Source organism: Vibrio sp. NH-7 (assembly GCF_053643215.1).
Window position 1 is genome coordinate 1,423,647 of sequence record NZ_CM132187.1, and the last position, 25,772, is coordinate 1,449,418.

A 25,772-nucleotide genomic window follows, 5' to 3' on the forward strand; every position below is an offset into this window, starting at 1 on the left:
CGGTATGACAAAGCCAAAAAGTAAGCCTGCACGCAACAATGAAAAAGCGTCAAACATGAAAGTAGTCAAGGTGAAAGGCAAAGCCGGATTGCACAAAAACAACCTGCATCATGGTCGTTATGATTTCACCAAGCTTATTGCCGCATTGCCAGAGCTTAAGAAATACGTCATCAAAACGCCAAAAGGGGAGCAGAGTATTGCGTTCTCGGATCCGGTAGCGGTAACTCTTCTCAACAAAGCGCTGCTTGCTCACCATTACAACGTCACGTCGTGGGACATTCCTCAAGGCTATCTATGCCCACCCATTCCCGGACGTGCTGACTATGTTCACCGACTTGCTGAGTTATTAAGTACCGATTCTGGCGATGCTACACAGCAGCAAACTAACGCCTTAGACATTGGTGTGGGTGCAAACTGCATTTATCCTATTGTTGGGGTAACGCAATACGGCTGGCATTATGTGGGCTCAGACGTCGATCCGGTTTCCGTTGAGAATGCCAACAACATCGCCAAGCGCAATCGCGTGCTAAATGATCGGATAGAGTGTCGGTTACAAAAAGAGAGCCGTCACTTTTTCAAAGGAATCATTAAGCCTGGCGAGCGTTATCACGTGACAACGTGTAATCCGCCTTTTCATAAGTCATTGCAAGAGGCTCAGCAGGGGACAGAAAGGAAAATCAACAACCTGTCGGCCAATAAGTCCAAGCGCGGCCAAGCCGTAAATCGCGCTCAATCTAAGCCTTCTCCTATACTTAACTTTGGAGGCCAAAAAGCGGAGCTATGGTGCCCAGGTGGTGAAGCGGCCTTTATCAAGAACATGGCGTTTGAGAGCAAAGAGTTCGCGGATCAAGTGCTGTGGTTTTCAACGCTGATTTCCAAAAAAGAGAACGTTCGTTGGATGCGAAAAAACCTTGAAAAGGCTGGGGCGAGAGAAGTTAGGATTATCGAGATGAGCCAAGGGCAGAAGATAAGTCGCTTTATGGCTTGGACCTTTAAAACGGACGCTGAGCGCAAAGCTTGGTTTCAATAATCAGTTAACGTGAGGAGGGCATATGGAATTTGAAATTTATATGCCCTGTGAGCCCGCGTGGATCTGCACCAGTTTTTTATGGCTTTTTGCAATGCTGTTTCTGCTCGGTCTGATTGGCTTTATCTACATTCTTTACAACGAATATCAAAAAATACAACGCGCGAGTCGAGTTAGAAAACGGCGCCAAACGCATCATACTAAGCGTAAACCCCGTTAACCCATTTTATCCAATTTGGCCTGATATTGCTGTTGCAATGAGGGGTTTCCTGCCTGCTCTTCAAGATTGATCAGTAATTTGAGCGACGGCTTTTGCAGTCCATAAGATTGGTGGAACTTCATCAATCGGATGCGAGCCTGAGTATATTCCCCATCTTCAATCTCTAGCTTAGCAAGGTGCAAAATTGAGCTCGCGCGATATGGGTCATGATCGAGTGTGCGAGTAAAGTAGTATTTGGCTTGTTCGTTGTTTCCTGCTTTTAAGGCGCACATCGCGGCGTTTTCGTAACTACCTGAAATCAAATAGTAATAAGGTTGATCGATGGCTGCATTAAAGTATTTGTCAGCGCTGCTGTAGTCACCTTGTTTACAAAGAAAGGTACCAAAGTTATTCAACACGTTGCCATTTCTTGGATGCTGCTTGAGCGCCGTTTTGTACATTCGTTCGGCAGATTGAGTCTCGCCTACTTTTTCAAAATAGTGTGCCATTGAAAGTTGGGCGCGATAGTAATTGGGCGAGTGATCGAGTGCTTTCTCTAGATTTTCGCGCGCTTTTACCATGTTTCCTTGTTCAAGATAACCAATACCCAGTGCGATACGGGCTTCAGCACGTTCGGTTGGGTTGAAGGAGGGGTCAGACTGATTGGTGGCGTCAACGGTGACGCAACCAACGAGCATTAAGCTAAGAATGAAAGAAAGTGAACGCATAAGCTGTGTCTTTTTAAGGGTTTAACAGCATGTATAACGTAAAGCGCGAAAGAGTTTGATGGGCTCAGATTCACTATGCGACAGACACGGCACTATTGATTGTCTAAGTTGCATATATGCCGATGAAAGGAAGAAAGGGTTCAAACGAACCCTTCCATCTTGTCTTAGTCATCTTTGGTAAAGTTAGCTTCGCTAAAGTGGTCAAGATCGTACGGCGTTTGTTGGTAAACGCAGTAGTTTAACCAGTTGGCAAACAGCAGATGCCCGTGGCTTCGCCAACTGGCGATAGGTTTATTGTCTGGATTGTTGTTCGGGTAGTAGTTAACTGGAATTGCGGGCTCCATGCCTTCACCAAGGTCGCGAATGTACTCGTGATGTAAAGTGAGGGAATCGTATTCAGGGTGACCAGTTACAAACACGTTTCGCTTATCTTTGGTGGCGGCCAGGTAAACACCTGCGACATCGGATGTAGCAAGAATATCGAGATCGGTATGTTCCTCTAAATACTCTGCGGAGAAATCTGCGTAGCGAGAATGAGGTGCTAAGAAACTGTCATCAAACCCTCTCAAAATTGGGTGGTAAGGATGGTGAATTTGATGGTGATAAACCCCAGAGAGCTTCTCTTTGCGTGTTCGTTTGGGCAGATCATATAACAATTTGAGACCTGCTTGCGCCGCCCAACAGACATATAAGGTTGAAGTGACATGCTCTTTAGCCCATTGCATGATGGTCTTCAAATGGTCCCAATAGATCACGTCTTCAAACTGAACCAAGCCAAGAGGTGCACCTGTGATAATGAGTCCGTCGAAATTGCGCTCTTTGACCATTTCAAACTGGCGATAGAAGTTATCGAGGTGTTCAGTCGGGGTGTTTTTGCTTGGGCGGTTGTCAATACGCAGCAGCTCAATGTCTACTTGAAGCGGACTGTTCGACAGTAGACGTAAGAACTGGGTTTCCGTCTCGATTTTCTTCGGCATAAGATTGAGGATCAGAACCTTTAGCGGACGGATTTCCTGAGTCGAAGCGCGAGACTCTGGCATAATGAAAATGTTTTCCTGTCGCAGTACGTCAGATGCAGGTAATTGATCGGGGATCTTAATTGGCACAGCTTACTCCCTAAGCATGATTATGGACGTCTATACATCCAAACTTAGCGCAATCAGAATGAGATGTCGATAGCAAATGTGTGCCAATTTCTAATACACTTGCCGCTTGGACACTCGTTTCAACAGCAAAAAGCGACATCTGATATTCAGAAGAACTGTCACCATAACCGGAGTCAATCATGGCAAAGCGTTCACCCATCGTAGAAATCACGTCGTACGGCATCTATCAAGATTGGGACTCAAAATCCAAACACCTTCCGAAAATACAAGAGTTTACGACCAAGGTACCCGCGCAAGAGGAGACAGAGTTTGGTTTCATCGTCAATATCAAAAAAGCCAAGGGGTCAGTGATTGAATACTGTATTGACCACCCGGGGGTAAAAGGAAAAAAGGGGCAGGTTTTGGAGCCCTTTACTGGGGAGCTTCACATTGGCAGTAATGATTGGGACTTTTACCTTGGTGATACCATCCAGCTGTTAGACCCAATTGATGGCTATGACTCTAATATCGGTAAGTGGGCGATGAGTATTCGCTTAAAAGGTGAAGTCATTGCAAGTAAAACGTTTGAGGTGTTTGCAAAAGACGAAGGCGAATTTTGGCGCAAGCGAGGTTTTTAAACGCTGAATTTCGGCATTTAGTGAATCTGTTTCACATCTCTATTAATTAAATTAGACGCATATCAAGTCGAGCGGGCGGTTATTTCTATAATATTGATAATGACTTGTAAAATTATAACAAAATCATATGAATCGACTTCGCTTGTTTAACCTTAAGCTGGAAACCAAAACCGCCCTCTACTTTATCTTTGGTCTTCTTGGCATCACCCTCAGCTGTCTCTACATTACCCGATACTTTTTTTTGCTCAGCTTAGACAGCTTAGAAACCATGGAATCTAATCGTGCCAGTGCACAGGCGCAAAGCTTAATCACGACCATGGTTCAAGAGCTAGAGGTCCGCTCTTATGATTGGGCATACTGGGACGAGACGCATGAATTGCTGTTAGGTGCGAGCTTAAGTGACTATCGGGAAAGAAACCTTGTCCAAGAGTCCCTTGACGCGCTGAGTTTAGATCTGATGATTTTTACTGATCTGCAAGGGCAAGTTATCGATTCTATCGAGCGTCGTGACGGGGACAGCGAACCCGTCACCTTACCAGCCAAAATCATGTCTGAGTCTGCAGTCTTGGAGCACATTTCCAAGATGAACAAGGTACTGGATTCATTTCGAGAAAGTTTTAGTGGCTTGCTCAGCGTTGATGACCAAGTATGGATCATCACTCTGTCCCCAGTAAGAAACAGTGATGGCACATCTGCATCCTCTGGCTGGCTTATCTGGGGCCAGAACTTAACGGCACGTTTTCCCGGCAACTACAATTCGATCTTGATTGCTGATAATAAGATTGAGTACGTTTCTGACTCCCATCAAGGTTCATTGGTTCCAGAGATCGAGAAAACGCGGCGAACCTTAATTCAGACTGTCGATCTCGCGGGGATGTCAGGCGAACCTGTCGCACACCTCACGACGGTGGTTGAGCGCGTTCACTATTTAAAGGGCAGTGTGCTTTTTAGCTATTTGTTTGTGGCTGTCGCGATTGTTGCTGTGGTTATCTCATTGGCAACGTTTTTGATGTTTCGGCGCCGAGTTGCCGTTCGCTTTTCCGATCTCGAGAAAGACATTGATGAGCTGTTTTCATCCTATCAACTGGAAGGGTTAAACCAGCCAAACAAGGATGAACTCGATCGCTTGATTAAATTGGTCAAAACCCTAGCGAGTAATACGTCCAGTGCTCAAGAGCTGCTTCACGATACCCAACAAAAATTTGATGCCCTGTATCAAAGCCAAACCATTGCTATGGTTTTGGTGAGAGAGCGGGAGATTGTCGACATCAATCAGACCGCATTGCTGCTGCTTGACTATCAACATGAAGAAGTCGTCCACCAACCGCTGGATTTGTTGTGCCCAGACAGCGATCAACCTGAATGTCAGATCGACCGCATGTATCGCATGTACCATCAGGGGCAGACTCAGTTTGAGGCGCAAATGCTCACTAAAAATGGCGACAAAATTGATTGTCATATCGAAGTGCGCTCGATTCAGTACCAAGGTAGCGATGCAGTGATGCTCTCAATAAGGGATGTTCGCGAGAACAAGCAACAAGCGAAACTCATCGAAGATTTAGTAGAAAGGGATAACCTCTCAGGGCTGTGGAACCGGAAAGCGATCATGGAGAAGGCGAGAAATTTCGTTGAGGTTGCTCCAAACCAATTTAGCTTTTTCTATGTGACGATCCCAAGCCTAATGCATGCTTCAGAAGTGTACGGACACCAAGTCTATGATGAGTCGTTAGAGGCAATTGCAAACCTATTTGGCTCTGAACTGGGTGTGTTTCCTGTTGGTCGAATCAGTTCGCACGAGTTTTTAGTGTTAATTGAAGAACGAAAAGATTGTCACAAAGCGAAACGTGGCGTGATTCGTTTTAAAGAGGCTTTATCTCGCAAGTTGCAGATCCAAGATGTCACCATGGATTTGCAGTGTCAGATCGCGATGATTGCACCCGACATTACGCATCACTCATTGGATACCTTAATCCACGCCGCTATTCATGCAATCGAACTGGATGGCAACAAAGCCCATAACGGTGACCCCATTTATGTGGGTGAACAAACGTTTAATATTGCTCAAGCCTCTGCAGCGATTCTTAGAGATTTGAAGGGTGCGATTGAGTCTCGAGAGATTCATGCAAACTACCAACCGATTGTAGAGAGTAAAACGGGAGACATTGTGGGTTTTGAAGCCTTGGCGCGTTGGCAACATAGTGCGCATGGGTTTGTGTCACCCGGTGTTTTCATTCCTTTGGCTGAGCGTCATCATCACATTATCGAACTGGGTGAGAGCATCTTGGAGCAATCGTGCGAGTTTATCCAACGGGTGAATTTAATAAGGCGCCAACAAGGTAAAACACCATTAACCATTCACGTTAATCTAAGTGCCGCGCATTTTTATCATCAAGATCTTGCTCAGTTTTTGCAACGGGTCATCGAGGACTACGCCGTACAACCGGGGCAGTTGGTGATTGAAGTGACGGAAAGTATGCTGATGGGGATTGAAGAAGAAGTCATCAACCGAATGGAGATGATCAAATCTTTGGGGGTTTTGTTTGCGCTCGATGATTTTGGTACAGGGTACTCTTCTTTCACAACCCTGTGTTGCTTCCCGCTGGATATCGTTAAACTTGATAAGTCTTATATTGATCAAGTAGAAAGCAACGATAGAGCAAAAAGCTTGGTGAGAAACATTGCCAACATGGCGCAAGAACTGGGTTTAACAACCGTTGCTGAAGGGGTAGAAACCGCATCGCAAGCGAGAAAACTGAAAAACTGGAATATTGAAGAGATCCAAGGATTCTATTTTTATAAACCTATGCCAGAGGGTGAGGTTTTAGCGCTTTTGGGTGATTGAACTAGGTAACAATCAAACACGCATAAAGATAAAAACGCTTCTGATCGAAGCGTTTTTTTTGTCAGTGAAGCTGAAAAAGCTGGTAGGCATCGTGCACGCCTTGAATCAGCATTTGCATGCCAATCACGGTGAGTATTAACCCCATTAATCGAGTGACGATACTAATTCCACTTTCACCTAATTTATCGACCAACTTGGGACCAAATAGGAAGCAGATAAGAGTAATGGCACATAAAATGGCAAAGGCAGCAATCGTCACAGTGATGCTAAGCATATCGCCAGACGCCGAGTAGTTCATTGCGGTGGCTATGGTGCCAGGCCCAGCGAGAATCGGCAGCGCGAGAGGCGAAATTGCGACGTCTTTATGTTCATTCTGCTCATTTTCTGAGTGTGAATGAAGCTTCGATGAGCTGCCTTGTAGCATGTGATAGCCCACCAAAAAGACCAAAACGCCGCCCGCTAAACGGAGTGCAGGTAACGTGATGCCAAACAACTCGAAGATCCCTTTACCCAGTAAGCAAAATGCTGAGACGATGAAAAACGCGGTGACCAGCGCCTTGATGGCCGTCGCTCTGCGTTCGGTTGGTGTTTGCTCTCCTGTCATACCAACAAATACCGCTGTATTGGCTATCGGATTCATCATGGCGAAAAAACCCATAAAAACGGTGACCGCGGTCGTAGTGATGTCATGCATTGCGCCGTTATCCTAAAACTGAGTGATGGTTTGCACGGTAACATGGTTTATAGCCATGCTCTACTATCTAACTTGAGCTTATGGTCTGATTCTCTTTAACGAAAGCCAAGCCACTCCAAACCAGCTAATAGATTGAAGCCACAAAAGGGTGTATTCCCATCGAATATCTGCCCAGTTACCGCCCATCTGATTTAACGTTAAGAAACTCTTAATGGCGGCTGTACTCGGAAACAGTTGCGATGCCCAAACAATGGGCTGCGGAATTGACTCTACAGGCCAAATAAACCCAGCACTAAAGATGAGCGGCATGGAGCTGATCAACACGACTAAGGTGACCAACTCGCGTCGCGGTGTAACCGCGCCAAGCCAAAGGCCGATCGCGCAAGAGGCCAGCAAAAAGGGCAGCAACAAACTGAGTAACTCTCCTACGTGGGCAAGTTGGTTGACGCCGTGCATTGAAAAGCTCGCACCGAAGTAATACATGCTGAGCAGGTAATAAATAACGGTTAGAACCGTGACTCGAACAAGCATCAGCTTGCCGACCGAAGCTCGGCTCCAGTAGCCACGACCTTGCTTTTGGGTACCAACCATCAGACCAGACGCCATCGCCATCGTTTGCTGGAGGATCAACACAAACACCGCCGGTACCACATAGTCAACGTAACCCATACGCGGGTTAAATGTCGGCTTAAGGTTTAGTTTCGTGGCAGCGTAGTGGTTCTCTGCCTGTGACAACGGTTCGCCATCAAGCACTAACTTGGCGACTTTGGTCTGCGCGGCCAACGTTCCACCTGCTTGTGCCAGCCCTTCGACAATCGTACCGTAGACCAAAAAGTAAGATGCGTCACCTGCATAAGAAAGGGTTGGGCTTTTACCCAGTAGCAGCTCTTTGTAGAAATGCTCAGGAATGACGAGAATACCGCTGACTTCGCCGTTCAAGAAGGCTTGGTGGGCAGCGGCAATGGTGTGATCTCTTCGAACAACCTGCACTTGAGGCGTTGCGTCTACCATGCGTTCAAGCTTGAAGCTGGTTTGGCTCATATCGAGATTGACGACGCTTATCTTTTGTTCCCTCGGAGTTTGGTGGCTGTAGGGTAGCGGATAGAGGAATGAGTAGAAAATCACGCCGCCGAATACCGTCAGCAGGACAACAGGGTTTTGGAACAAGGCTTTGAGCTCTGCTTTGAAAAGTAGGGGAAGTTTCACGCATGCTCCTTATTATTCATTGCCTGACGCTGTTGCTCAGTAGCTAAGTGTTTTTGGATTAATGCTACGCAGAGCAAAATCACAGCGCCATACCCCAACATCGGAATGAGATGTTGCGATGACGCTACCCAAGTCTGTCCATAACTTACTTGGCTAACTTGCAACTCAATATAGTGACTGATTGGTAACAGCCCTCGCCAAAACTGAGCAAGTGAACCCATGTCGCTGACCGGAAAGGTGATGCCCATAAATGCAAAGCTTGGCGCGGTGAACGCCCCCGCAAAGCTCATGGCTCGCGCAGGGTCGAGGGTCAAAAAGAAAAACGCGCTGCCCATGATCATACACGCGACAATGGTAAATGCTTGCGCAATCACCAGAACCACCAAACTGCCGTGCATTGGCCATTTAAAGCCTAAATAGAACCAACATAAAAAGGCAAAGCCTTGTAACGCAAAGACAAGAAAGTAGGGGGCTAGCGTTGAGACCAAGTCAACAAGAGGGCGCTGACCAAGCCAAGGGAGCAAGCCTCTATCTCTATGGTTGGCGGCGAGGACGAGAATGGTGCTGACCACAATGACAATTTGCCATAGCGCAGGCACCACCGCAGAAACCAAAAATTGCGCATAGTTGGAGTTTTTATTAAACAGTGGTGTAATTTGAGTTCTTACTGGAACGGCTTTGCCCATCGCGGAGAGCATTGCTGTATCGCCCTTGACCAAACCAAACCCCGTGCTGACTTCGGCGTTAAACGTACCTTGAGCTTGAAGAAACGCAGAGTTAATCAGTTTACCCACTAATATCATCTGGCTGTTGTAGAAGACGCTCACTTGTGGGGCGAGTTGCTTGAGCGTATTTTGCTCAAACTGAGTCGGGATGATCGCATACCCATAGATGTCTCCTACAGTAAGCGCCTGTTTCGCCTCTTCGACACTGGCAAAATGATGCGTCACCTTCATTGCTGAGGTCGCATCGTAATACCTAACGAGCTTTTGAGAAAGCGACCCGTTGTCAAAGTTAACAACGCCAATGGGTAAGTCCCTCGCAATGCCTTGCGAGAAAATCGCCCAAATGGTTACCGCCAACACAATAGGGATCCAAGTTAAGCTCGATAAAAGCCATCGGTCGCGAAGAACAACGGACAATTGTGAAACCTTAGACGTAGTCATGGCGAAGGTCTTAATTCAGTTCAACGACGAGGCTCATACCCATTCGTAGACCTTGCTCTGGCTCTACTGGGTGAGCTTCTACTTCAAAGGTGCGCAGATCAAAACCTTGGGACGCATCGGTCGAGCGCCACGTCGCAAAGTCACCCATAACGGCAACGTGCGTCACTTTGAACTCAATCGATTTGTCGAGCGCTGGCAGATAGGCATTGAAGGTATCGCCTTTGTTAAAGTGTTTGAGCCAATCTTCACGCACGTTCAATACCGCCCATGAATCGTCACTATCGATAACCGTGACCACAGGGAAGCCTTGCGGGGCAAGCTCGCCACTTTGCAATAATACCTGTGACACTTCGCCATCAAACCAGCTTTCAATCGCGGTATCTTTTGCATAGGCTTCGACTTCTGCGACAGCTCCCGCTGCCATGCGCGCTTTTTCTGCTGCTGCGACTTTGGTTTCACTGCGAGCGCCTTCTTTCGCCATTTGGTACATTTGGAATGCTGCGCTCTCAGTGTATTTTGCTGCGTCCCACTGCGTTTTGGCTTCATCACGTTTTTGCTCTGCAACCACTCCATCGCTGTAGAGGTTATTCACGCGCAGGTAGGTTTTCTCCATTAACGCAGCTGCGGCTTTTGCTTTCAGCCATTGATCTTTTGCCGCTTGAATTTGTTGGGTGCGTGCGCCTTTTTCCGCTTCAAGTGCGAGGGCACCAGCGGCTTTTTCACCCGCTTTAGCTTGCTCTAGTTTGGCGGCAATTTCTGGGCTATGTAGAGTAAAAATTAGGTCGCCTTTTTCGACTTTATCTCCTTTGCGAACCAGAACTTGATCAATACGCCCTGGCACTTTAGAAGAAATGCTGTACTGCTGAGACTCGATTTGTCCCTGCAAACGCACAGGTTTTGGTTGGTACGCTTGGTAAAAGCTGTACCCAACCCAAGATGCTAGGGCTAACGCTGCTGCTGTCAGTACCAATGGTTTTGCTTTTTTCATCTTGGATCCTTAAAAATTTGAAACTGGGGTAGAGGTTTGTTGATATTGGCCAAAAGCGCTCATCTCATTTGAAAGGGCGAGCAATTTAGACAGAGAGAGTAAGTAGTTAAAGCTCGCTGCGGCTTTTTGGGTTTGTACGCTTGCAAGATAGAGCTGTGCGTCGACCACGTCTGTTGAGGTGGACAACCCTTGCGAGAATGCTTTGTCACGCAGCTTGAGGTTTTCCTTCGCTAGCTCAATGCTCGACTCAAGACCTTGCACTTCTTCTTGAGCTTGCTGTGCTTCTAAATAGGTTTTCTGCACCAAAACAGAGAGGTCTTGTTTGGCTTGAGCTTTGAGGAATTTCACTTGAGCGACAGCGCTCTTCGCCGCTTGCACGTGATCACTTCTGCCGTGGGAATCAATCAGTGGAATGTTGACGCCGATGCCCACAAGCCAATCAGGTTTCATTTGGCTTGCAAGAGAGTCATCCTCATACAAGCTGTAATCACCGTACAAATAGACTTCAGGGTAGTATTTGCCTTTCTCTGCCTTAATCAAGCTGTCTGCTTGCTTTTGCTTGGCATCAAGTAAGTCTAATCCGGGATACGTGTCTAAGGTACGTTCAACAAACGCATTCAACGGTGGCAAAGAGGTGTTAATAAACAGTGAGTCTGAGGGTTCAACTGCTGCCGTTTGATTGAGGATTTGAGTCAATGCCGCTTGGACGATATCTAACGACTTTTGCGCCTTTTTCCGTTCTATGATCGCCTTGTCTAGCGCAGATTCGGCTTGAAGTCGCTCGACACGCGCAATCTGACCTTGCTGTTCGAGCTTCAATGCGTTGTCGCGGTGCTTGGTTAACCCTTGCTCAACCAGTTGGCGAGTGTGGAGAACATCTTGAGCGAGCAACACAGAGAAGTAGTACTTACTCAGGTCTTCAAAACGCGCTTGGGTTTCCATTGCTAGCTCACTTTGCGCTTGCTCTTTCTTACCTTCGGCGGCCGATTGCGCGGCGTTAATGCGGCCACCAGTAAAAATCGGCCATACCGCTCGGATTGAGGAGCTGAAAATATCGCGCTCTGTGATGGTGGATGTGATGCCACCAACGCCAGCAAGTAGCGGATTTAGAGGCCCTAGGTTGGGTAGCGGTTGACCTGTACTCTCGAACAGTTGTTCACCTGATACGGTTACGTCGGTATCAAGGCGAGTATAGTTGGCTCCAAGGGTCACAGAAGGAAGGTTCAAACTGTCTGTTGCGTTTTGTAGGTGTTCGTAGCGATCCACGTTAGAGCGCTGGGCGGCGAGTGAGTTGTTCTCTTGCTGTAAGACTTGCCATGCTTGTTCAAAACTGATGGCAGCAGCATTCGAGACCGCAGAATAAGAAAGGCCAAGGCAACCAATAATGAGCGCTAACGGACGCAACGACATAGTAAATCTACTCTTGCTGTTAAAAAATAGAGTTTATACTCTAGATGAAAATGGGGCAATGAGTTTAGGGTAGCAGAGAGAAGTGATTCGAAGATAAGAAGCGCGCCAAGAATTGGCGTATAAAAAAAGGGACACCGAAGTGTCCCTAAAGGGTTAAATGGCCAATGTTTATTGCTCAACCTTTTTTGGTGAGGCTTTTAGTTTTTGGAACAGCTTGACAAAAATTGGGCTAAACAGCACGAGCACAGCAAGTACAGTGAAGGTCATAGTGATTGGACGTTCCCACAAGAAGCTCAGTTCACCGTCGCTAATCATCAACGCTCTACGCAAGTTTTCTTCCATCAAGCCGCCAAGAATAAAGCCGAGAAGCAGCGGGGCGAGTGGGAAGTTTGCCAACCTAAGTGCAATCGCAGCCATCGCAATCAACAACATGATAAACACATCCATGGTGTTGAAGGATACAAGGTAAACACCAGTGATAGAGAAGAACAAAATCATTGGTAGCAATACCGTTCTTGGCACGGCGAGAAGCTTAGAAATGTAAGGGATCAACGGCAAGTTCAGAATGACCAGTACGATGTTGCCAAAGTACATAGAGATGATCACTGACCAGAAGACATCTGGGTGCTCAACAAACAGGCGTGGACCTGGTTGAATGCCGTAAGCGATCAAAGCGCCAAGCATGATAGCCGTGGTACCAGAGCCCGGGATACCTAGCGTAAGCAGAGGAACGAACGAGCCACTCGACGCTGCGTTGTTTGCCGATTCTGGCGCAACCAAACCACGGATGCTGCCTTTACCAAATTCGGCTTTTTTCTCTTTCGGCGCGAGGTTGCGCTCCATACCATAGCTTAGGAAAGCTGCGATGGTTGCCCCTGCACCCGGAAGTACACCGGTGAAGAAGCCCAAGATCGATGAGCGAATCGAAACGGGCGCGACATCTTTGATCTCTTCTTTGGTGACTTTCATGCTACCAATGTTGCTGAGTTTACTTTGCTCGTCATCTCGTGTGTCTTGCTCTGGTTTTAAGATACCCATTAAGGTTTCGCCCAGTGCGAACGTTGCCATGGCAAGCAGTAAGAAGCTAAAGCCATCCATTAAGTCTGTTAAACCAAAAGTGAAGCGCTCAACGCCAACGCCTTTGTCGATACCGACCGTTGACAGCATCAAGCCAAGGACTGTCATCATCCATGCTTTAATCACTTGACCAGGGCCTGCAAACGCTGCCACGGCAGACAGACCTAGCAACATCAGCGCGAAGTAGTCTGACGATTGGAAGCTCAGCGAAACGCTAGCCAATGCTGGTGCAGCGACCAACAGCATGATGGCAGAAAGCGTGCCACCCGTAAAAGAAGAGTAGGCCGCCAAAGCGAGGGCTTTACCTGCTTGGCCTTTTTGCGCCATTGGGTAGCCGTCAAACGCGGTAACCACGGTTGAAGAACAGCCCGGAGCGTTGATCAAAATTGATGACGTTGAACCACCAAAAACGGCGCCGTAGTAAACACCAGCCATCAAGATAAGACCGGACGAAGGGTCTAAGCCGTAGGTGATCGGGATCATCAGCGCAATCGCTGAGATAGGGCCCAGTCCGGGAAGCATTCCGATAAAGGTACCCACGAAACATCCAACGATCACCATCATGATGTTCATTGGCATAACTGCGGTCGAAAGACCTTGTAAGATTCCATCTAACATTACGATTTCCCTATTAAATTACGACCACATAGTGAAAATAACGCCCGGCTCTAGGTAGATGTCTAGGCCTTGGGTAAGCAGTAGATAAAACGCCATCACAAACGGGAATGATGCCCCGAATAGAACCTTTTTACGTCGCTCACCGAGTAGGTAAAAGCCAGCAAGCAAGAAGACGCTCGTCGCGATAACGAAGCCTAAATAGGTAAGCCCAACGCCATAAAACGCCATCAAGACCAGAAAACCGATCAGCAGTTTCCAGTTAAAGTCCATCACTGCGCCGCTTTGCTTGTCTGGTTGCCCTGTCACAAGCAGCATTAAGGACAACCCAATGCCCGCGAAAGTCAGGAGTGTTGGAAGTGTCCTTGCGGTAAAGGGTTCGTACTCATCTCCGGGAAAGAGGGGGATTTGTGTGGTTTGATAGCCGTAACAAAGGCAGACGAGAAGAAATATCATCGCACCAACACGATCACGGCAGAGAAGGTTTTCTTTGCTAAAGAAATTTCCGTTGTTGAAAGAGTTCGTTGGCAAATCCGACATATCCAACTCCATTTGTATTTAGGGAAGAAAAAAGCCGTACATAAGAGCTAATGAGCATGGTTTCATTAACAAATTAAGCGTCATTGCTGCTAGTCAACTCGGCCTAAATGTTTACAACAACTATAAACAAGGAGATTGAAAGTATTCTTATGTACGGCGAAGAGGGTCAGGGCAGCGTTGCGCCGCCCTACAGGATTACTTCAAGAAACCAAGCTCGCGCATTAGGTCACCCATTTGCTTCTCTTGATCTTCAAGGAAGGCATAGAAGTCTTTGTCCGCTTTGTAGTTGTCGATCCAACCGTTACGGTCACGTACAACTTGCCATTGGTCGGTTTTGTACATCTTAGTCAGTGCGGCATTCCACTCGTCGATCTTCGCTTGTGAGGTACCCGGAGCGGCGAAGAAGCCACGCCAGTTCGCAAATACCGTTTCATTGCCGTATTCGGTTAGCGTTGGAATGTTTGGTGCGGCGTCTAGACGTTTTGGTGCCGTCACTGCTAGTACTTTGACTTGACCTGATTTAGACATCTCTAATACTTCGCCAAGGCCAGTAGACAGTAGCTGTGTCTCACCAGACAGTAGTGCCGCCATTGCTTTACCGCCTGCGTCGTAGGCGATGTAGCGAACTTTTTTCGCGTCAAACCCTTCGCCTTTGAATGCCGCTGCAACGACTAGGTGATCCATACTGCCTCGAGCTGAGCCACCTGCGATTTTTACTTTACGCGGGTTGGACTCAAAGTCTTTCACCACGTCTTCCCAAGTGTTGTACTTAGAATCTGCGGAAGCGACGATCGCACCATAGTCAGCGATGGTTGCTGCAACAGGTGTTAAATCACGGAATGATTGTGGGAAAATTCCCGTTAGAGAGCGTACAACGATTGGTGTTGAGTTCACCATAAGTGTGTCTTCTTGACGCTCTGCTGTCTCGATGAGGTGAGCTATCGCTTTACCGCCGCCGCCGCCCGATAGGTTTTGGAATGAGACGTTTTCAACGATGTCTGATTTAACCAGAACATCACCTGTGCCACGTGCGGTCATATCCCAACCACCACCAGCACCACCAGGAATCAAGAAGTGGATTTTTTCTACATCTGCTGCAAAAGCGTTGAATGAAAAAGACGCAGCGATGATCGAAGCCGCTAGGGTTGGTTTTAGTACCTTAAACATGATTCACGTTCCTTATGTCGTGTGCGCTTCTCTTTGGAAGCGCACTTATCGTTATCAAGAATCTATCAACAAGGGAGGGAGACTTGTTAATAGATGGGTTTAAGGTTAATGGAGTGTTAAAACTCTGTCTGCAATGCGTTGATAAAAACAATAAAGGTCATTTAGGTGGTTTTGTTCATAAAGTTCACGCGAGAAAAGAGGGAGAAATCAATTTGCGAAAAATGGCACTTTTTCTTTAAAGATGAGTGAGCTAGCACTAAAAGTTCGTATGTAGCGAATGAAAATAAAAAGAAAGTCATATGCAACTTCTACACTAATAGTGCTAGGTGACAACAACACAGTTTCGATTAGGAAGCCATGGAGGGTTCGCAGTTGGTCGGCTTAACACAAAAAAAGAAGAAGTTCTCGATACGATTTACGGTCGGAACCTTGTTTATCATCGCGACGATTGCGACGTCGCTGTTTGCGATTGCGCTTCAGTACATGTTTACCAAACAGATGTCTGAAGAGCATGTGCTTAATAAACTTGTCATGGCAACGAGCGATGTGAGTGAATACATTCAGCAGGTTGACCAGAATGCGAAAAGTAGTGCGCGAATCTTGAGCAGCGTGTCCAATACGCTCAACCACACCTTCAGTGAACAAGAAATCCGTACCTTATTGGTGCGAGTGCTTAAAGATAATCCACTGTTCTACAGCATCTATTTTGGCAACGAACAAGATGATTTTTACCAAATCATCAATTTAGAGTCATCGCCTATTGTTCGGCAACGTATTGAAGCGGCACCACAAGATCGTTGGGTAGTGATTAAGATATCAGGGCAAGAGCAAAACCGAGTTCGCCAGACGTTGTATTTCTCGGATGCGTTTACGTTGACTCAAGAGCGCACAGAAACGAGCAATTATTTCCCCACACGACGCCCTTGGTATGTGGGAGCCAGTGTTGAGCAAGTTTTTAAGACCGAGCCCTATCTCTTCAAGCATCTAAAGATTACCGGGCAGACCTACTCGATCCGAGCAAAGCAGTCAGTCATCGGCATCGATATTGTCCTGTCATCCATCAGTTCCAAATTGACACCTGCGGCATTGGGCTTACCGGAAGAATCAGGTGTTGAAGCGTATGTATTCCATCAGTCGGGTGAAGTGATTGCGTCCAATCGAGTTATCCAGGCAAGCAAAACGTCAGTCGACACTTCACGGATTATACTCAGTGAACAGGAACAAGCCCTTATTGATGCGACGCCCGCGTTGCTTACCTCCAATCAGCTTGACTGGCGACCTTACGACTACGCGAAAGCAGGTGAGCCACAAGGTTACGCCATCGATTTGTTGCAATTAATGGCTGCCAAACTAGGTATCACTTTAGAGTTTGTGAATGGGTTTGATAGCCAGTCATTGCTGAATAAGTTAGAGAGCGACGAGCTGGATATTGTCCACTCATTGACGGACCTTTCTGCCGGTGCCTATCAATTGAAATTGTTTGAAACACCATTAGCGCTGGCGACGCGCTCCGAGCAGTTGCCGAGTAAACCGGAGCGGGTGTTTGGTGTGTTGGCAGGTCATGATTTTTCTAAGCAGTTGAGACGAGTAGTCCCGGATGCCAACATCATTCAATTTGAAGAGAGTCAAGATGCTCGGCAAGCGCTAGTCAGTGGGAAAATCACAGTTTTGGTCGATGCGCAGCAAGCACTCGAGCAACTGCAAAAAACAACCTCTTTACCGATCCATTTGCATCCATTTTTTGACGATACTCAGATACCGTTTTACCTTGCCGTTAGCGCGCCGCATCGTCAGCTTATTCCGTTGTTTTCCAAAGCGCTTCAGAGCATTACGCCCGCTGAATACGCACAGTTGACCAACAAATGGTATCAGCAAGTTCGTGATAATCGTGTTCCCCATCATGAGTTGTTTGAATTGAGTCAATCAAGTTCGAAACAAAACAGGATTCAAAAACGTGAACTCGATGGAGAGCAAGCGTTTTTGTACGTCAGCGCGCTCAACGGACAAGCGGGCGAGCAATCTGAGTTCTTAGCCGTGGTTGTGCCTCAAGCATTAGTGATGGCCGAAGTCTATCAGCGACTATATACAACGGTTGGCGTGACCATGCTCGTGATGGCGGCACTACTGCCAGTATCCTGGATATTTGGTTCACCAATAGTCAATCCTATTCGTCAACTCACTCAGCAAACGAAAAAGATAAAACAGCGGGACTTTGATCATGTCGAGCTGATCGACTCGCAGATTAAAGAAGTTTGGCATCTATCAAAGTCCATTCAAGAGATGGCAAATGAAATCAAACAGCGTGAACAGCAGCAACAAGCGTTTGTGGACGCCTTTATTCAGTTAATTGCGCAGGCGATAGATGACAAATCTCCTTACACCGCAGGGCACTGTAATCGTGTGCCTGAACTGGGCATGATGCTGGCAAACGCTGCTGAAGAGGCCTCTTCTGGCAAGTTTAAAACCTTCCGCTTTGAAAACGATAATCAGCGCCGAGAGTTTAAGATTGCAGCGTGGCTACACGACTGTGGAAAGATCACCACTCCCGAGCATATTGTCGACAAAGGGACCAAACTGGAAGCGAATTACAATCGAATTCATGAAGTCCGAATGCGCTTTGAAGTGCTCTGGCGCGATGCGGAAATCACTTTTTTGCAGAGCCAATTAGCGCAATCTATGGACAAGGATGAAGCGCTCGAGCAATTGCGTAACACTAAGCGTCAGCTGCAAGAAGACTTCGAATTTGTGGCGGCGGCGAATGTAGGAGGTGAGTTTATGAGTGAAGAAAAAGTGCTGCGCATCAAGCAGATAGCCACGCAAACTTGGCAGCGGCACTTTGATGATCGGCTGGGCTTGTCACCGTTTGAAGAATTAAATCGGACCCAGAGTCAAACTCGCCTTCCTGTTACAGAGAATTTACTCAGCGACCGACCTGAGCACATCATCAAACGCATCCGACCATTGGTGTTTGACCCGAGCTTCGGCATCAATGTCGATATCCCTGAGCATCAATACAATTTAGGAGAGATTTATAACTTGTCCATAAGCCGTGGCACGTTAACCGCTGAAGATAGGTTCAAAATTAACGAACACATGATCAGTGGTATTAAGATGCTCGAAGCGCTGCCTTTCCCTGCGGAGCTTAGCAAGGTACCGCGTTATGCTTCTACTCACCATGAAACCCTTAAAGGGACAGGCTATCCGCGTAAGCTATCGGCAGAGGACCTCTCTATTCCTGAACGCATTCTGGTGATTGCCGATATATTTGAAGCCTTAACTGCCGCTGATAGACCATATAAGAAAGCTAAGCCCGTCAGTGTCGCCGTCGATATCTTGCACAAAATGGCACTTGATGAACACGTCGATATGGACTTGTTTAAACTGTTTCTTGAAAGCGGCGTGTATCAAGACTATGCCAAACAATTCCTGCCTGAAGCGCAAATCGACGAAGTAGACATCAGCAAGTACTTTACGGAGCAAAAAGTTGCGTAGGAAGCAAACTGACCGATCGAGCCTTGGGCGATTTACAAGGCGCACCGTGAACTCGATAGCCGAAGTTGGCTAAGACCTTAGTCTAAATTGTCGACAATCTGCTTGATTGTCGACAATCTTATAGTCTATTTTATATTCAAGTTAAGAAATTGTTGACACATTGCTAAAGTGTCTCATTGAGTTTGAGTATGAATGTAGAGCTAAAACCACACCACAAATCGGTCACGGGTGATAAAGAAAACACCAAGTCTGAATCGCTTACCGAATCCTTGGTTGAGGCGATTGTTAATGGTGACATCGAGCCCGGAAGTAAGATCTCAGAGCCAGAGCTGGCAAAGCGTTACCAAGTGAGTCGTGGGCCGCTTCGAGAAGCCATTATGCGCTTGGAAGGACTCGGGCTGATCGAGCGAATTCCCCACGTAGGGGCGCGTGTGATCACCTTGTCGCCAGAGAAGTTGATTGAGCTATACGCTGTTCGAGAAGCACTTGAAGGCATGGCGGCTCGATTGGCGGCTCGTTATATCTCTCAAGAAGAACTGCTCAGTTTAGAAACCTTATTGTCGACACATTCTCGACATATTGAAGAAGTCGAGGGATCGTCATATTTCCACCAGCATGGCGACTTTGATTTCCACTATCGAATCATTAAAGCCAGTCGAAACAGCAAGCTTATCGGTTTGCTCTGCAATGAGCTTTATCACTTGCTGAGAATGTATCGTTACCAATCGCCAAGAGCTCAATCAAGACCGGTTGAGGCACTAAACGAACACAAATTTATTCTTCAGGCGATACGCAATCGCGATGAGGAGCTCGCTGAAATGTTAATGCGTCGCCATATTTCGGGCAGTCGCAAGTTAATTGAACAACAAATACTAACGGACTAGAGGATAACGTCATGAGTTTATCTCCGGGGGCGAAGTTTAGACTCGCTGTAGAGCAAAATGATCCACTGCAAATTGTTGGCACCATCAACCCTTACTGCGCCATGATGGCAAAGAACCTAGGTCATCAAGCGATCTATCTTTCTGGTGGTGGTATTGCCAATGCGTCTTACGGTTTGCCGGATCTCGGTATCACAACGCTAAACGATGTGCTGGTTGATGTAGACCGAATCACCAATGCGTGTGATTTACCGTTACTTGTCGACATCGACACCGGTTTTGGCGGCGCATTCAATATTGCACGTACCATTAAAGCGATGGAAAAAGCAGGTGCAGCGGCGGTGCATATGGAAGATCAAGTGGCGCAAAAGCGCTGCGGTCACAGACCCAATAAAGCCATTGTTAGCCAGCAAGAGATGGTGGATCGAGTCAAAGCGGCGGTCGATGCACGTAATGATGAAAGCTTTGTGATTATGGCGCGAACCGATGCACTAGCAGTAGAAGGGATGGACAGCGCCATTGAGCGAGCCATCGCGTGCGTTGAAGCGGGTGCCGACATGATTTTCCCAGAAGCAATGATCGAACTTGAACAATACCAGCAGTTCTCGACGGCCTTGTCTCAAGCGACAGGCAAGCATGTGCCTATCTTGGCAAACATCACTGAATTTGGTCAAACCCCTCTTTACGGTGGAGAAGAGCTGGCGAAATCCAATGTTGATATGGTGCTTTATCCACTGAGTGCATTCCGAGCAATGAACAAAGCGGCGGAGATGGTCTACAAGCATTTGCTTGAGGTGGGTAACCAAGAAGCCTTGCTTGATTCGATGCAAACAAGAAAAGAGCTATACCAACACCTTAACTACCACGATTACGAAGATAAGCTCGACCAGCTTTTCTCTGAAGGAAAATAATCCCAAGCGGAAGTCCAAGAAAACGCTAATAACTTAATCCAACAACGTGAAACGCCTGATAAAAATCACCCCATCCAAGAGGGTAAGCTCAGGCAGAAAAGGAGTTCTATCATGCCTAATGAACTAGGTGGAGCAGGCCTACGTGGCCAAAGCGCTGGAAGCACAGCTTTGTGTACTGTCGGAAAAACGGGGACAGGTTTAACCTACCGAGGTTATGACATTACCGATCTGGCTAACAACGCCCAGTTTGAAGAAGTAGCACATTTACTGTTGCGTGGTCACTTACCGAATCAACAAGAGCTTGATGCTTACAAAACTCGTTTGCTCAGCTTAAGAGGGCTACCTCAAGCGTTGAAAGACGCATTGGAGCTGATTCCGGCGCAAGCACACCCAATGGATGTGATGCGAACAGGGTGTTCTGTGCTGGGTAATTTGGAGCAAGAGCAAGACTTTTCGCAACAACTTGATGCCACAGAACGCATGTTAGCGTTATTTCCAGCGATCATCTGTTACTGGTACCGCTTTAGTCATGACGGCGTTCGCATCGATACCGAAGATCAATCGCAAGACTGCTTAGGCGGTTACTTCTTGAAGATGCTCACGGACAAAGCGCCGAGCGAGCTACATAAACAGGTCATGCACTGCTCGCTGATCTTATACGCAGAGCATGAATTCAATGCGTCAACATTCGCCGCTCGAGTATGTGCCTCGACCCTGTCTGATATCCACTCATGTGTGACGGGGGCCATTGGGACTTTGCGCGGTCCTCTTCACGGCGGCGCCAATGAAGCTGCAATGGAAATGATTGAAAACTGGATGACTCCAGAAGAGGCGGAAGCCAATATCATGAAGATGCTTGCCAACAAAGATAAAATCATGGGTTTTGGTCATGCGATTTACCGCGAAAGCGACCCTCGTAATGCATTGATCAAACGTTGGTCAAAAGAGTTGTCTCAAGCGGTGGGCGATACTCACCTTTACGCAGTTTCAGAGCGGGTGGAATCAGTGATGAAGCGCGAAAAGGGACTATTCTGTAATGCGGATTTCTTCCATGCATCGGCCTATCACTTTATGGATATTCCAACCAAGTTGTTCACGCCAATTTTTGTCATGAGCCGACTGACCGGATGGGCTGCGCACGTCTATGAGCAACGTGCTAACAACCGAATTATCCGTCCAAGTGCCGATTACACAGGCCCAGATCATCAGGATTGGGTGCCAATCGACCAGCGTTAAAGACAGATGCGACCTCTCTTATCAAAGAGTCGATAAGAGAGGCGCCGCCCACATTGCATTGGAAGCATCACATGACTATAAACACACAATACCGAAAACCGCTAGAAGGTACGCAGCTTGATTATTTTGATGCGCGCGAAGCGGTCAATGATATTTCCCCAGGTGCTTACGACACCTTGCCATACACTTCCCGAGTGCTTGCTGAGCAATTGGTTCGTCGCTGTACCCCTGAGTCACTGATAGATAGCCTTAAACAACTCATTGAGCGAAAGCGTGACCTTGATTTTCCTTGGTACCCTGCGCGAGTCGTGTGTCACGACATTTTAGGTCAAACCGCGTTGGTGGATTTGGCTGGTCTGCGCGATGCGATTGCAGAGCAGGGCGGAGATCCATCTAAAGTGAACCCAGTGGTCGAGACGCAGCTGATCGTCGATCATTCACTCGCTGTTGAGCATGCTGGCTTCGAACCGGACGCGTTCGAGAAAAACCGCGCTATAGAAGAAAGACGCAACGAAGATCGTTTTCACTTTATTGAGTGGTGTAAAACCGCGTTTGAAAACGTCAGCGTGATACCTGCAGGTAACGGCATCATGCACCAAATCAATTTGGAGAAAATGTCGCCCGTCGTTCAAGCGAAACAAGGCATTGCTTATCCAGACACTTGTGTCGGCACAGATAGCCACACCCCCCATGTTGATGCGCTCGGCGTCATTGCTATCGGTGTTGGTGGACTAGAAGCGGAAACCGTCATGCTTGGTCGTCCTTCGATGATGAGGCTGCCGGATATTGTCGGAGTTCATTTAACTGGAAAGCGCCAACCGGGCATCACCGCGACAGACATCGTCTTGGCGATTACTGAGTTCCTACGCCAAGAGCGCGTGGTTTCCTCTTACTTGGAATTTTATGGCGAGGGCGCTCGAGACCTGACCATCGGAGACCGCGCGACTATTTCCAATATGACACCGGAATATGGTGCGACGGCGGGTATGTTCTACATTGATGAGCAAACCATCAACTACTTAAAACTCACTGGGCGAGATGAACAGCAAGTCGCGCTTGTTGAGCAATACGCCAAACAGACCGGTTTGTGGGCCGATGATTTAGAAAGTGCTCAGTATGAACGTGTGCTTGAGTTTGACTTGTCGTCAGTCACCCGCAACATGGCCGGGCCATCTAATCCTCACCGTCGCTTACCAACGTCAGAGCTACAAGCGCGCGGAATTTCCGGTGAGTGGCAAGAAAAACAAGGCGAACTGCCAGATGGTGCGGTGATCATCGCGGCCATTACCTCCTGTACCAACACCAGTAACCCACGCAATGTTGTGGCGGCGGGCTTAGTGGCGAAAAAAGCCAATGAGCTTGGTTTGGTTCGTAAACCTTGGGTCAAATCATCGTTTGCCCCAGGTTCAAAAGTCGCTAAGTTGTATCTCGAAGAGGCAGGCTTGTTGCCAGAACTCGAGAAGCTAGGCTTCGGTATTGTTGCTTACGCTTGTACAACCTGTAACGGTATGAGCGGCGCGTTAGACCCGAAAATTCAACAAGAAATCATCGACAGAGATCTGTATTCGACTGCGGTTCTTTCGGGCAACCGTAACTTTGATGGTCGAATCCACCCTTATGCCAAACAAGCGTTTTTAGCTTCTCCGCCTTTAGTGGTGGCCTACGCGTTGGCAGGCACGATTCGATTTGATATTGAGCGCGACGCGCTTGGGCATGATGCTAATGGCAACCCCATCTATCTTAATGATCTTTGGCCAAGTGACGAAGAGATCGATGCGGTGGTCGGTAAGCACGTTAAGCCTGAACAGTTCAAGCAAGTCTATATTCAGATGTTTAAGCTAGACGAAAGTGAACGCAGTCAAAGCCCACTTTACGAATGGCGTCCAAAGAGTACCTACATTCGCCGTCCACCTTATTGGGAAGGCGCGCTTGCGGGTGAGCGTTCCTTATCTGGAATGCGACCATTAGCGGTATTAGGTGACAACATCACGACCGATCACCTTTCTCCGTCAAACGCGATCTTAGCCAGTAGCGCGGCGGGTGAGTATCTAGCAAGTATGGGCGTCCCCGAAGAAGATTTTAACTCTTACGCGACGCATCGCGGCGATCACTTAACGGCGCAACGCGCAACGTTTGCTAACCCGAAACTGTTTAATGAGATGGTGAAACAGGACGGCGAAGTGGTGCAAGGCTCTCTTGCTCGAGTCGAGCCGGAAGGCGAAGTGACCCGAATGTGGGAAGCGATCGAAACTTACATGAACCGCAAACAGCCACTGATCGTTGTTGCTGGAGCGGATTATGGACAAGGTTCATCGCGCGACTGGGCAGCCAAAGGCGTCAGACTCGCAGGGGTTGAAGCGATCGTTGCCGAAGGGTTTGAACGTATCCACCGAACCAATTTGGTTGGCATGGGGGTGCTACCGCTGCAATTTAAATCGGGCGTCAACCGTAAAACGCTTGAACTAGATGGCAGCGAAACTTACGACGTGTTAGGTGAAATCCAACCCGGTACCGATTTAGCGTTGGTAATTACTCGCGCAAACGGCGAGCGTGTCGATGTGCCAGTGACATGCCGTTTGGACACGGCAGATGAAGTCTCTGTGTATCAGGCTGGTGGTGTTTTACAGCGTTTTGCTCAAGACTTTTTAGCTCAATAACGGCTTGGGAGGCGACGAAATGAATAGATCGACACCAAGCCAAATCAAAGTGCCAGCAACCTATATGCGTGGCGGCACGAGCAAAGGCGTCTTTTTTAACTTGGCTGACCTGCCGATTGAGGCTCAACAGCCCGGAAAACAGAGAGACGATCTGTTGCTGCGCGTGATAGGCAGCCCAGACCCTTATGCGAAGCAGATTGATGGCATGGGCGGGGCGACTTCGAGCACCAGTAAAACGGTGATCGTCAGCAAGAGTGCAACGTCAGACCATGATGTGGATTACCTGTTCGGACAGGTTTCGATTGATAAGCCGTTTGTCGATTGGAGTGGCAACTGCGGCAATCTGTCTGCTGCTGTCGGACCATTTGCCATTCATGCGGGGCTTATTGAACCTAAGCGACTACCAGACAATGGCATTGCTGAGATCCGTATTTGGCAGGTAAACATCCAAAAAACCATTATTGCTCATGTGCCAATTGTGAATGGGTTGGTGCAAGAAACAGGTGACTTCGAACTTGATGGCGTGACCTTTCCCGCAGCAGAAATTCAGGTGGACTTTGTCAAACCTGCGGACGGTGAGGGCAGTATGTTTCCAACTGGCCATATCACCGATAAGTTTGATGTTCCGGGGATTGGGACATTCAATGCCACGTTTATAAGCGCTGGTATCCCGACCATTTTTATTGATGCAGAAGCCCTTGGTTACAGCGGAACCGAGCTTCAAGATGATATCAACAATGACGTCGATGCCTTGGCTAAGTTTGAAACTATTCGAGCTCATGGCGCGTTAAAAATGGGCTTGATTGGTACGCTCGAAGAAGCTGAAAGTCGCCAACATACCCCTAAAATTGCGTTTGTTTCACCGCCAAAAACCTATCTTGCGTCGAGCGGCAGTCAAGTGAACAAAAGTGAGGTAGACGTGTTGGTTCGTGCTCTTTCTATGGGCAAGCTACATCACGCTATGATGGGAACCGCCGCCGTTGCGATTGCATCCGCCGCGTGCGTACCCGGTACGGTGGTCAACCTTGCTGCTGGAGGCGGAGAAAAGCAGTCAGTGACATTTGGACATCCTTCGGGGACGTTGAAGGTGGGAGCGGCTGCGACACAAACAGAGTCAGGTTGGGTGGTCGACAAAGCCATAATGAGTCGAAGTGCTCGTATTATCATGGAGGGCTTTGTGCGTGTTCCCTCCACTATTTTTGAATAATTCACT

Annotated in this window: 19 protein-coding genes; 9 read left to right on the forward strand and 10 right to left on the reverse strand. The window is 47.7% G+C overall.

Going from position 1 to position 25,772, the window contains the following annotated elements; all coding sequences use genetic code 11:
* Window positions 1-4 precede the first annotated feature (4 nt).
* Complete coding sequence (rlmF, locus tag ACUALS_RS06690; protein ID WP_454449166.1) at window positions 5-1,030, forward strand: 23S rRNA (adenine(1618)-N(6))-methyltransferase RlmF; 1,026 nt, start codon at window positions 5-7, stop codon at window positions 1,028-1,030.
* A 213-nt stretch (window positions 1,031-1,243) separates the two neighbouring features.
* Here the strand turns inward: rlmF and pilW are convergent, their stop codons facing one another.
* Window positions 1,244-1,954: a type IV pilus biogenesis/stability protein PilW gene (pilW, locus tag ACUALS_RS06695; protein WP_454449167.1), complete on the reverse strand. Its 711-nt coding sequence runs from the start codon at window positions 1,952-1,954 to the stop codon at window positions 1,244-1,246.
* A gap of 164 nt (window positions 1,955-2,118) precedes the next feature.
* Window positions 2,119-3,060: a homoserine O-acetyltransferase MetA gene (gene metA / locus ACUALS_RS06700; protein WP_038138192.1), complete on the reverse strand. Its 942-nt coding sequence runs from the start codon at window positions 3,058-3,060 to the stop codon at window positions 2,119-2,121.
* Between the two features lie 179 nt (window positions 3,061-3,239).
* Here metA and ACUALS_RS06705 point away from each other — a divergent pair, with 179 nt between their 5' ends.
* Together ACUALS_RS06705 and ACUALS_RS06710 are read left to right on the forward strand one after the other, a co-directional pair.
* Window positions 3,240-3,677, forward strand: a complete 438-nt coding sequence (locus ACUALS_RS06705; RefSeq protein WP_454449168.1) for a DUF3859 domain-containing protein — start codon at window positions 3,240-3,242, stop codon at window positions 3,675-3,677.
* Between the two features lie 127 nt (window positions 3,678-3,804).
* Window positions 3,805-6,519, forward strand: a complete 2,715-nt coding sequence (locus ACUALS_RS06710) for a bifunctional diguanylate cyclase/phosphodiesterase (protein ID WP_454449169.1) — start codon at window positions 3,805-3,807, stop codon at window positions 6,517-6,519.
* Between the two features lie 61 nt (window positions 6,520-6,580).
* Here the strand turns inward: ACUALS_RS06710 and ACUALS_RS06715 are convergent, their stop codons facing one another.
* From ACUALS_RS06715 to ACUALS_RS06750, 8 genes are all read right to left on the reverse strand, one after another.
* The gene (locus tag ACUALS_RS06715) at window positions 6,581-7,213 is read right to left on the reverse strand and encodes a MarC family protein (protein WP_038212049.1); all 633 of its coding nucleotides are present in this window, start codon (window positions 7,211-7,213) and stop codon (window positions 6,581-6,583) included.
* 78 nt (window positions 7,214-7,291) lie between these two features.
* Entirely contained in the window at window positions 7,292-8,419 is a 1,128-nt protein-coding gene (locus ACUALS_RS06720) for an ABC transporter permease (RefSeq protein WP_454449170.1), read from the reverse strand.
* Window positions 8,416-9,585, reverse strand: a complete 1,170-nt coding sequence (locus ACUALS_RS06725) for an ABC transporter permease (protein WP_454449171.1) — start codon at window positions 9,583-9,585, stop codon at window positions 8,416-8,418. The genes ACUALS_RS06720 and ACUALS_RS06725 overlap by 4 nt, the downstream gene beginning before the upstream one ends.
* Window positions 9,586-9,595: 10 nt before the next feature.
* Window positions 9,596-10,573: an HlyD family secretion protein gene (locus ACUALS_RS06730; protein WP_038138175.1), complete on the reverse strand. Its 978-nt coding sequence runs from the start codon at window positions 10,571-10,573 to the stop codon at window positions 9,596-9,598.
* A 9-nt stretch (window positions 10,574-10,582) separates the two neighbouring features.
* The gene (locus ACUALS_RS06735) at window positions 10,583-11,983 is read right to left on the reverse strand and encodes a TolC family protein (RefSeq protein ID WP_038192107.1); all 1,401 of its coding nucleotides are present in this window, start codon (window positions 11,981-11,983) and stop codon (window positions 10,583-10,585) included.
* A gap of 168 nt (window positions 11,984-12,151) precedes the next feature.
* Complete coding sequence (locus ACUALS_RS06740) at window positions 12,152-13,678, reverse strand: tripartite tricarboxylate transporter permease (RefSeq protein ID WP_005470690.1); 1,527 nt, start codon at window positions 13,676-13,678, stop codon at window positions 12,152-12,154.
* Window positions 13,679-13,696: 18 nt separating this feature from the next.
* Entirely contained in the window at window positions 13,697-14,215 is a 519-nt protein-coding gene (locus tag ACUALS_RS06745) for a tripartite tricarboxylate transporter TctB family protein (protein WP_334475214.1), read from the reverse strand.
* Window positions 14,216-14,410: 195 nt separating this feature from the next.
* The gene (locus ACUALS_RS06750; RefSeq protein ID WP_038138167.1) at window positions 14,411-15,382 is read right to left on the reverse strand and encodes a tripartite tricarboxylate transporter substrate binding protein; all 972 of its coding nucleotides are present in this window, start codon (window positions 15,380-15,382) and stop codon (window positions 14,411-14,413) included.
* 357 nt (window positions 15,383-15,739) lie between these two features.
* Here ACUALS_RS06750 and ACUALS_RS06755 point away from each other — a divergent pair, with 357 nt between their 5' ends.
* From ACUALS_RS06755 to prpF, 6 genes are all read left to right on the forward strand, one after another.
* A complete protein-coding gene (locus ACUALS_RS06755) occupies window positions 15,740-18,874 on the forward strand; it encodes an HD domain-containing phosphohydrolase (RefSeq protein ID WP_454449172.1) in 3,135 nt (1,044 codons plus the stop codon).
* Window positions 18,875-19,062: 188 nt separating this feature from the next.
* Window positions 19,063-19,758 (forward strand): GntR family transcriptional regulator, encoded by a 696-nt coding sequence (locus ACUALS_RS06760; protein WP_038138162.1) that lies wholly within the window; start codon window positions 19,063-19,065, stop codon window positions 19,756-19,758.
* 11 nt (window positions 19,759-19,769) lie between these two features.
* Window positions 19,770-20,666: a methylisocitrate lyase gene (gene prpB / locus ACUALS_RS06765; protein ID WP_039626691.1), complete on the forward strand. Its 897-nt coding sequence runs from the start codon at window positions 19,770-19,772 to the stop codon at window positions 20,664-20,666.
* Between the two features lie 111 nt (window positions 20,667-20,777).
* Complete coding sequence (gene prpC, locus ACUALS_RS06770; protein WP_005470692.1) at window positions 20,778-21,902, forward strand: bifunctional 2-methylcitrate synthase/citrate synthase; 1,125 nt, start codon at window positions 20,778-20,780, stop codon at window positions 21,900-21,902.
* Between the two features lie 71 nt (window positions 21,903-21,973).
* Entirely contained in the window at window positions 21,974-24,559 is a 2,586-nt protein-coding gene (gene acnD / locus ACUALS_RS06775; protein ID WP_454449173.1) for a Fe/S-dependent 2-methylisocitrate dehydratase AcnD, read from the forward strand.
* A 19-nt stretch (window positions 24,560-24,578) separates the two neighbouring features.
* Entirely contained in the window at window positions 24,579-25,766 is a 1,188-nt protein-coding gene (prpF, locus tag ACUALS_RS06780; RefSeq protein ID WP_454449174.1) for a 2-methylaconitate cis-trans isomerase PrpF, read from the forward strand.
* Window positions 25,767-25,772 lie beyond the last annotated feature (6 nt).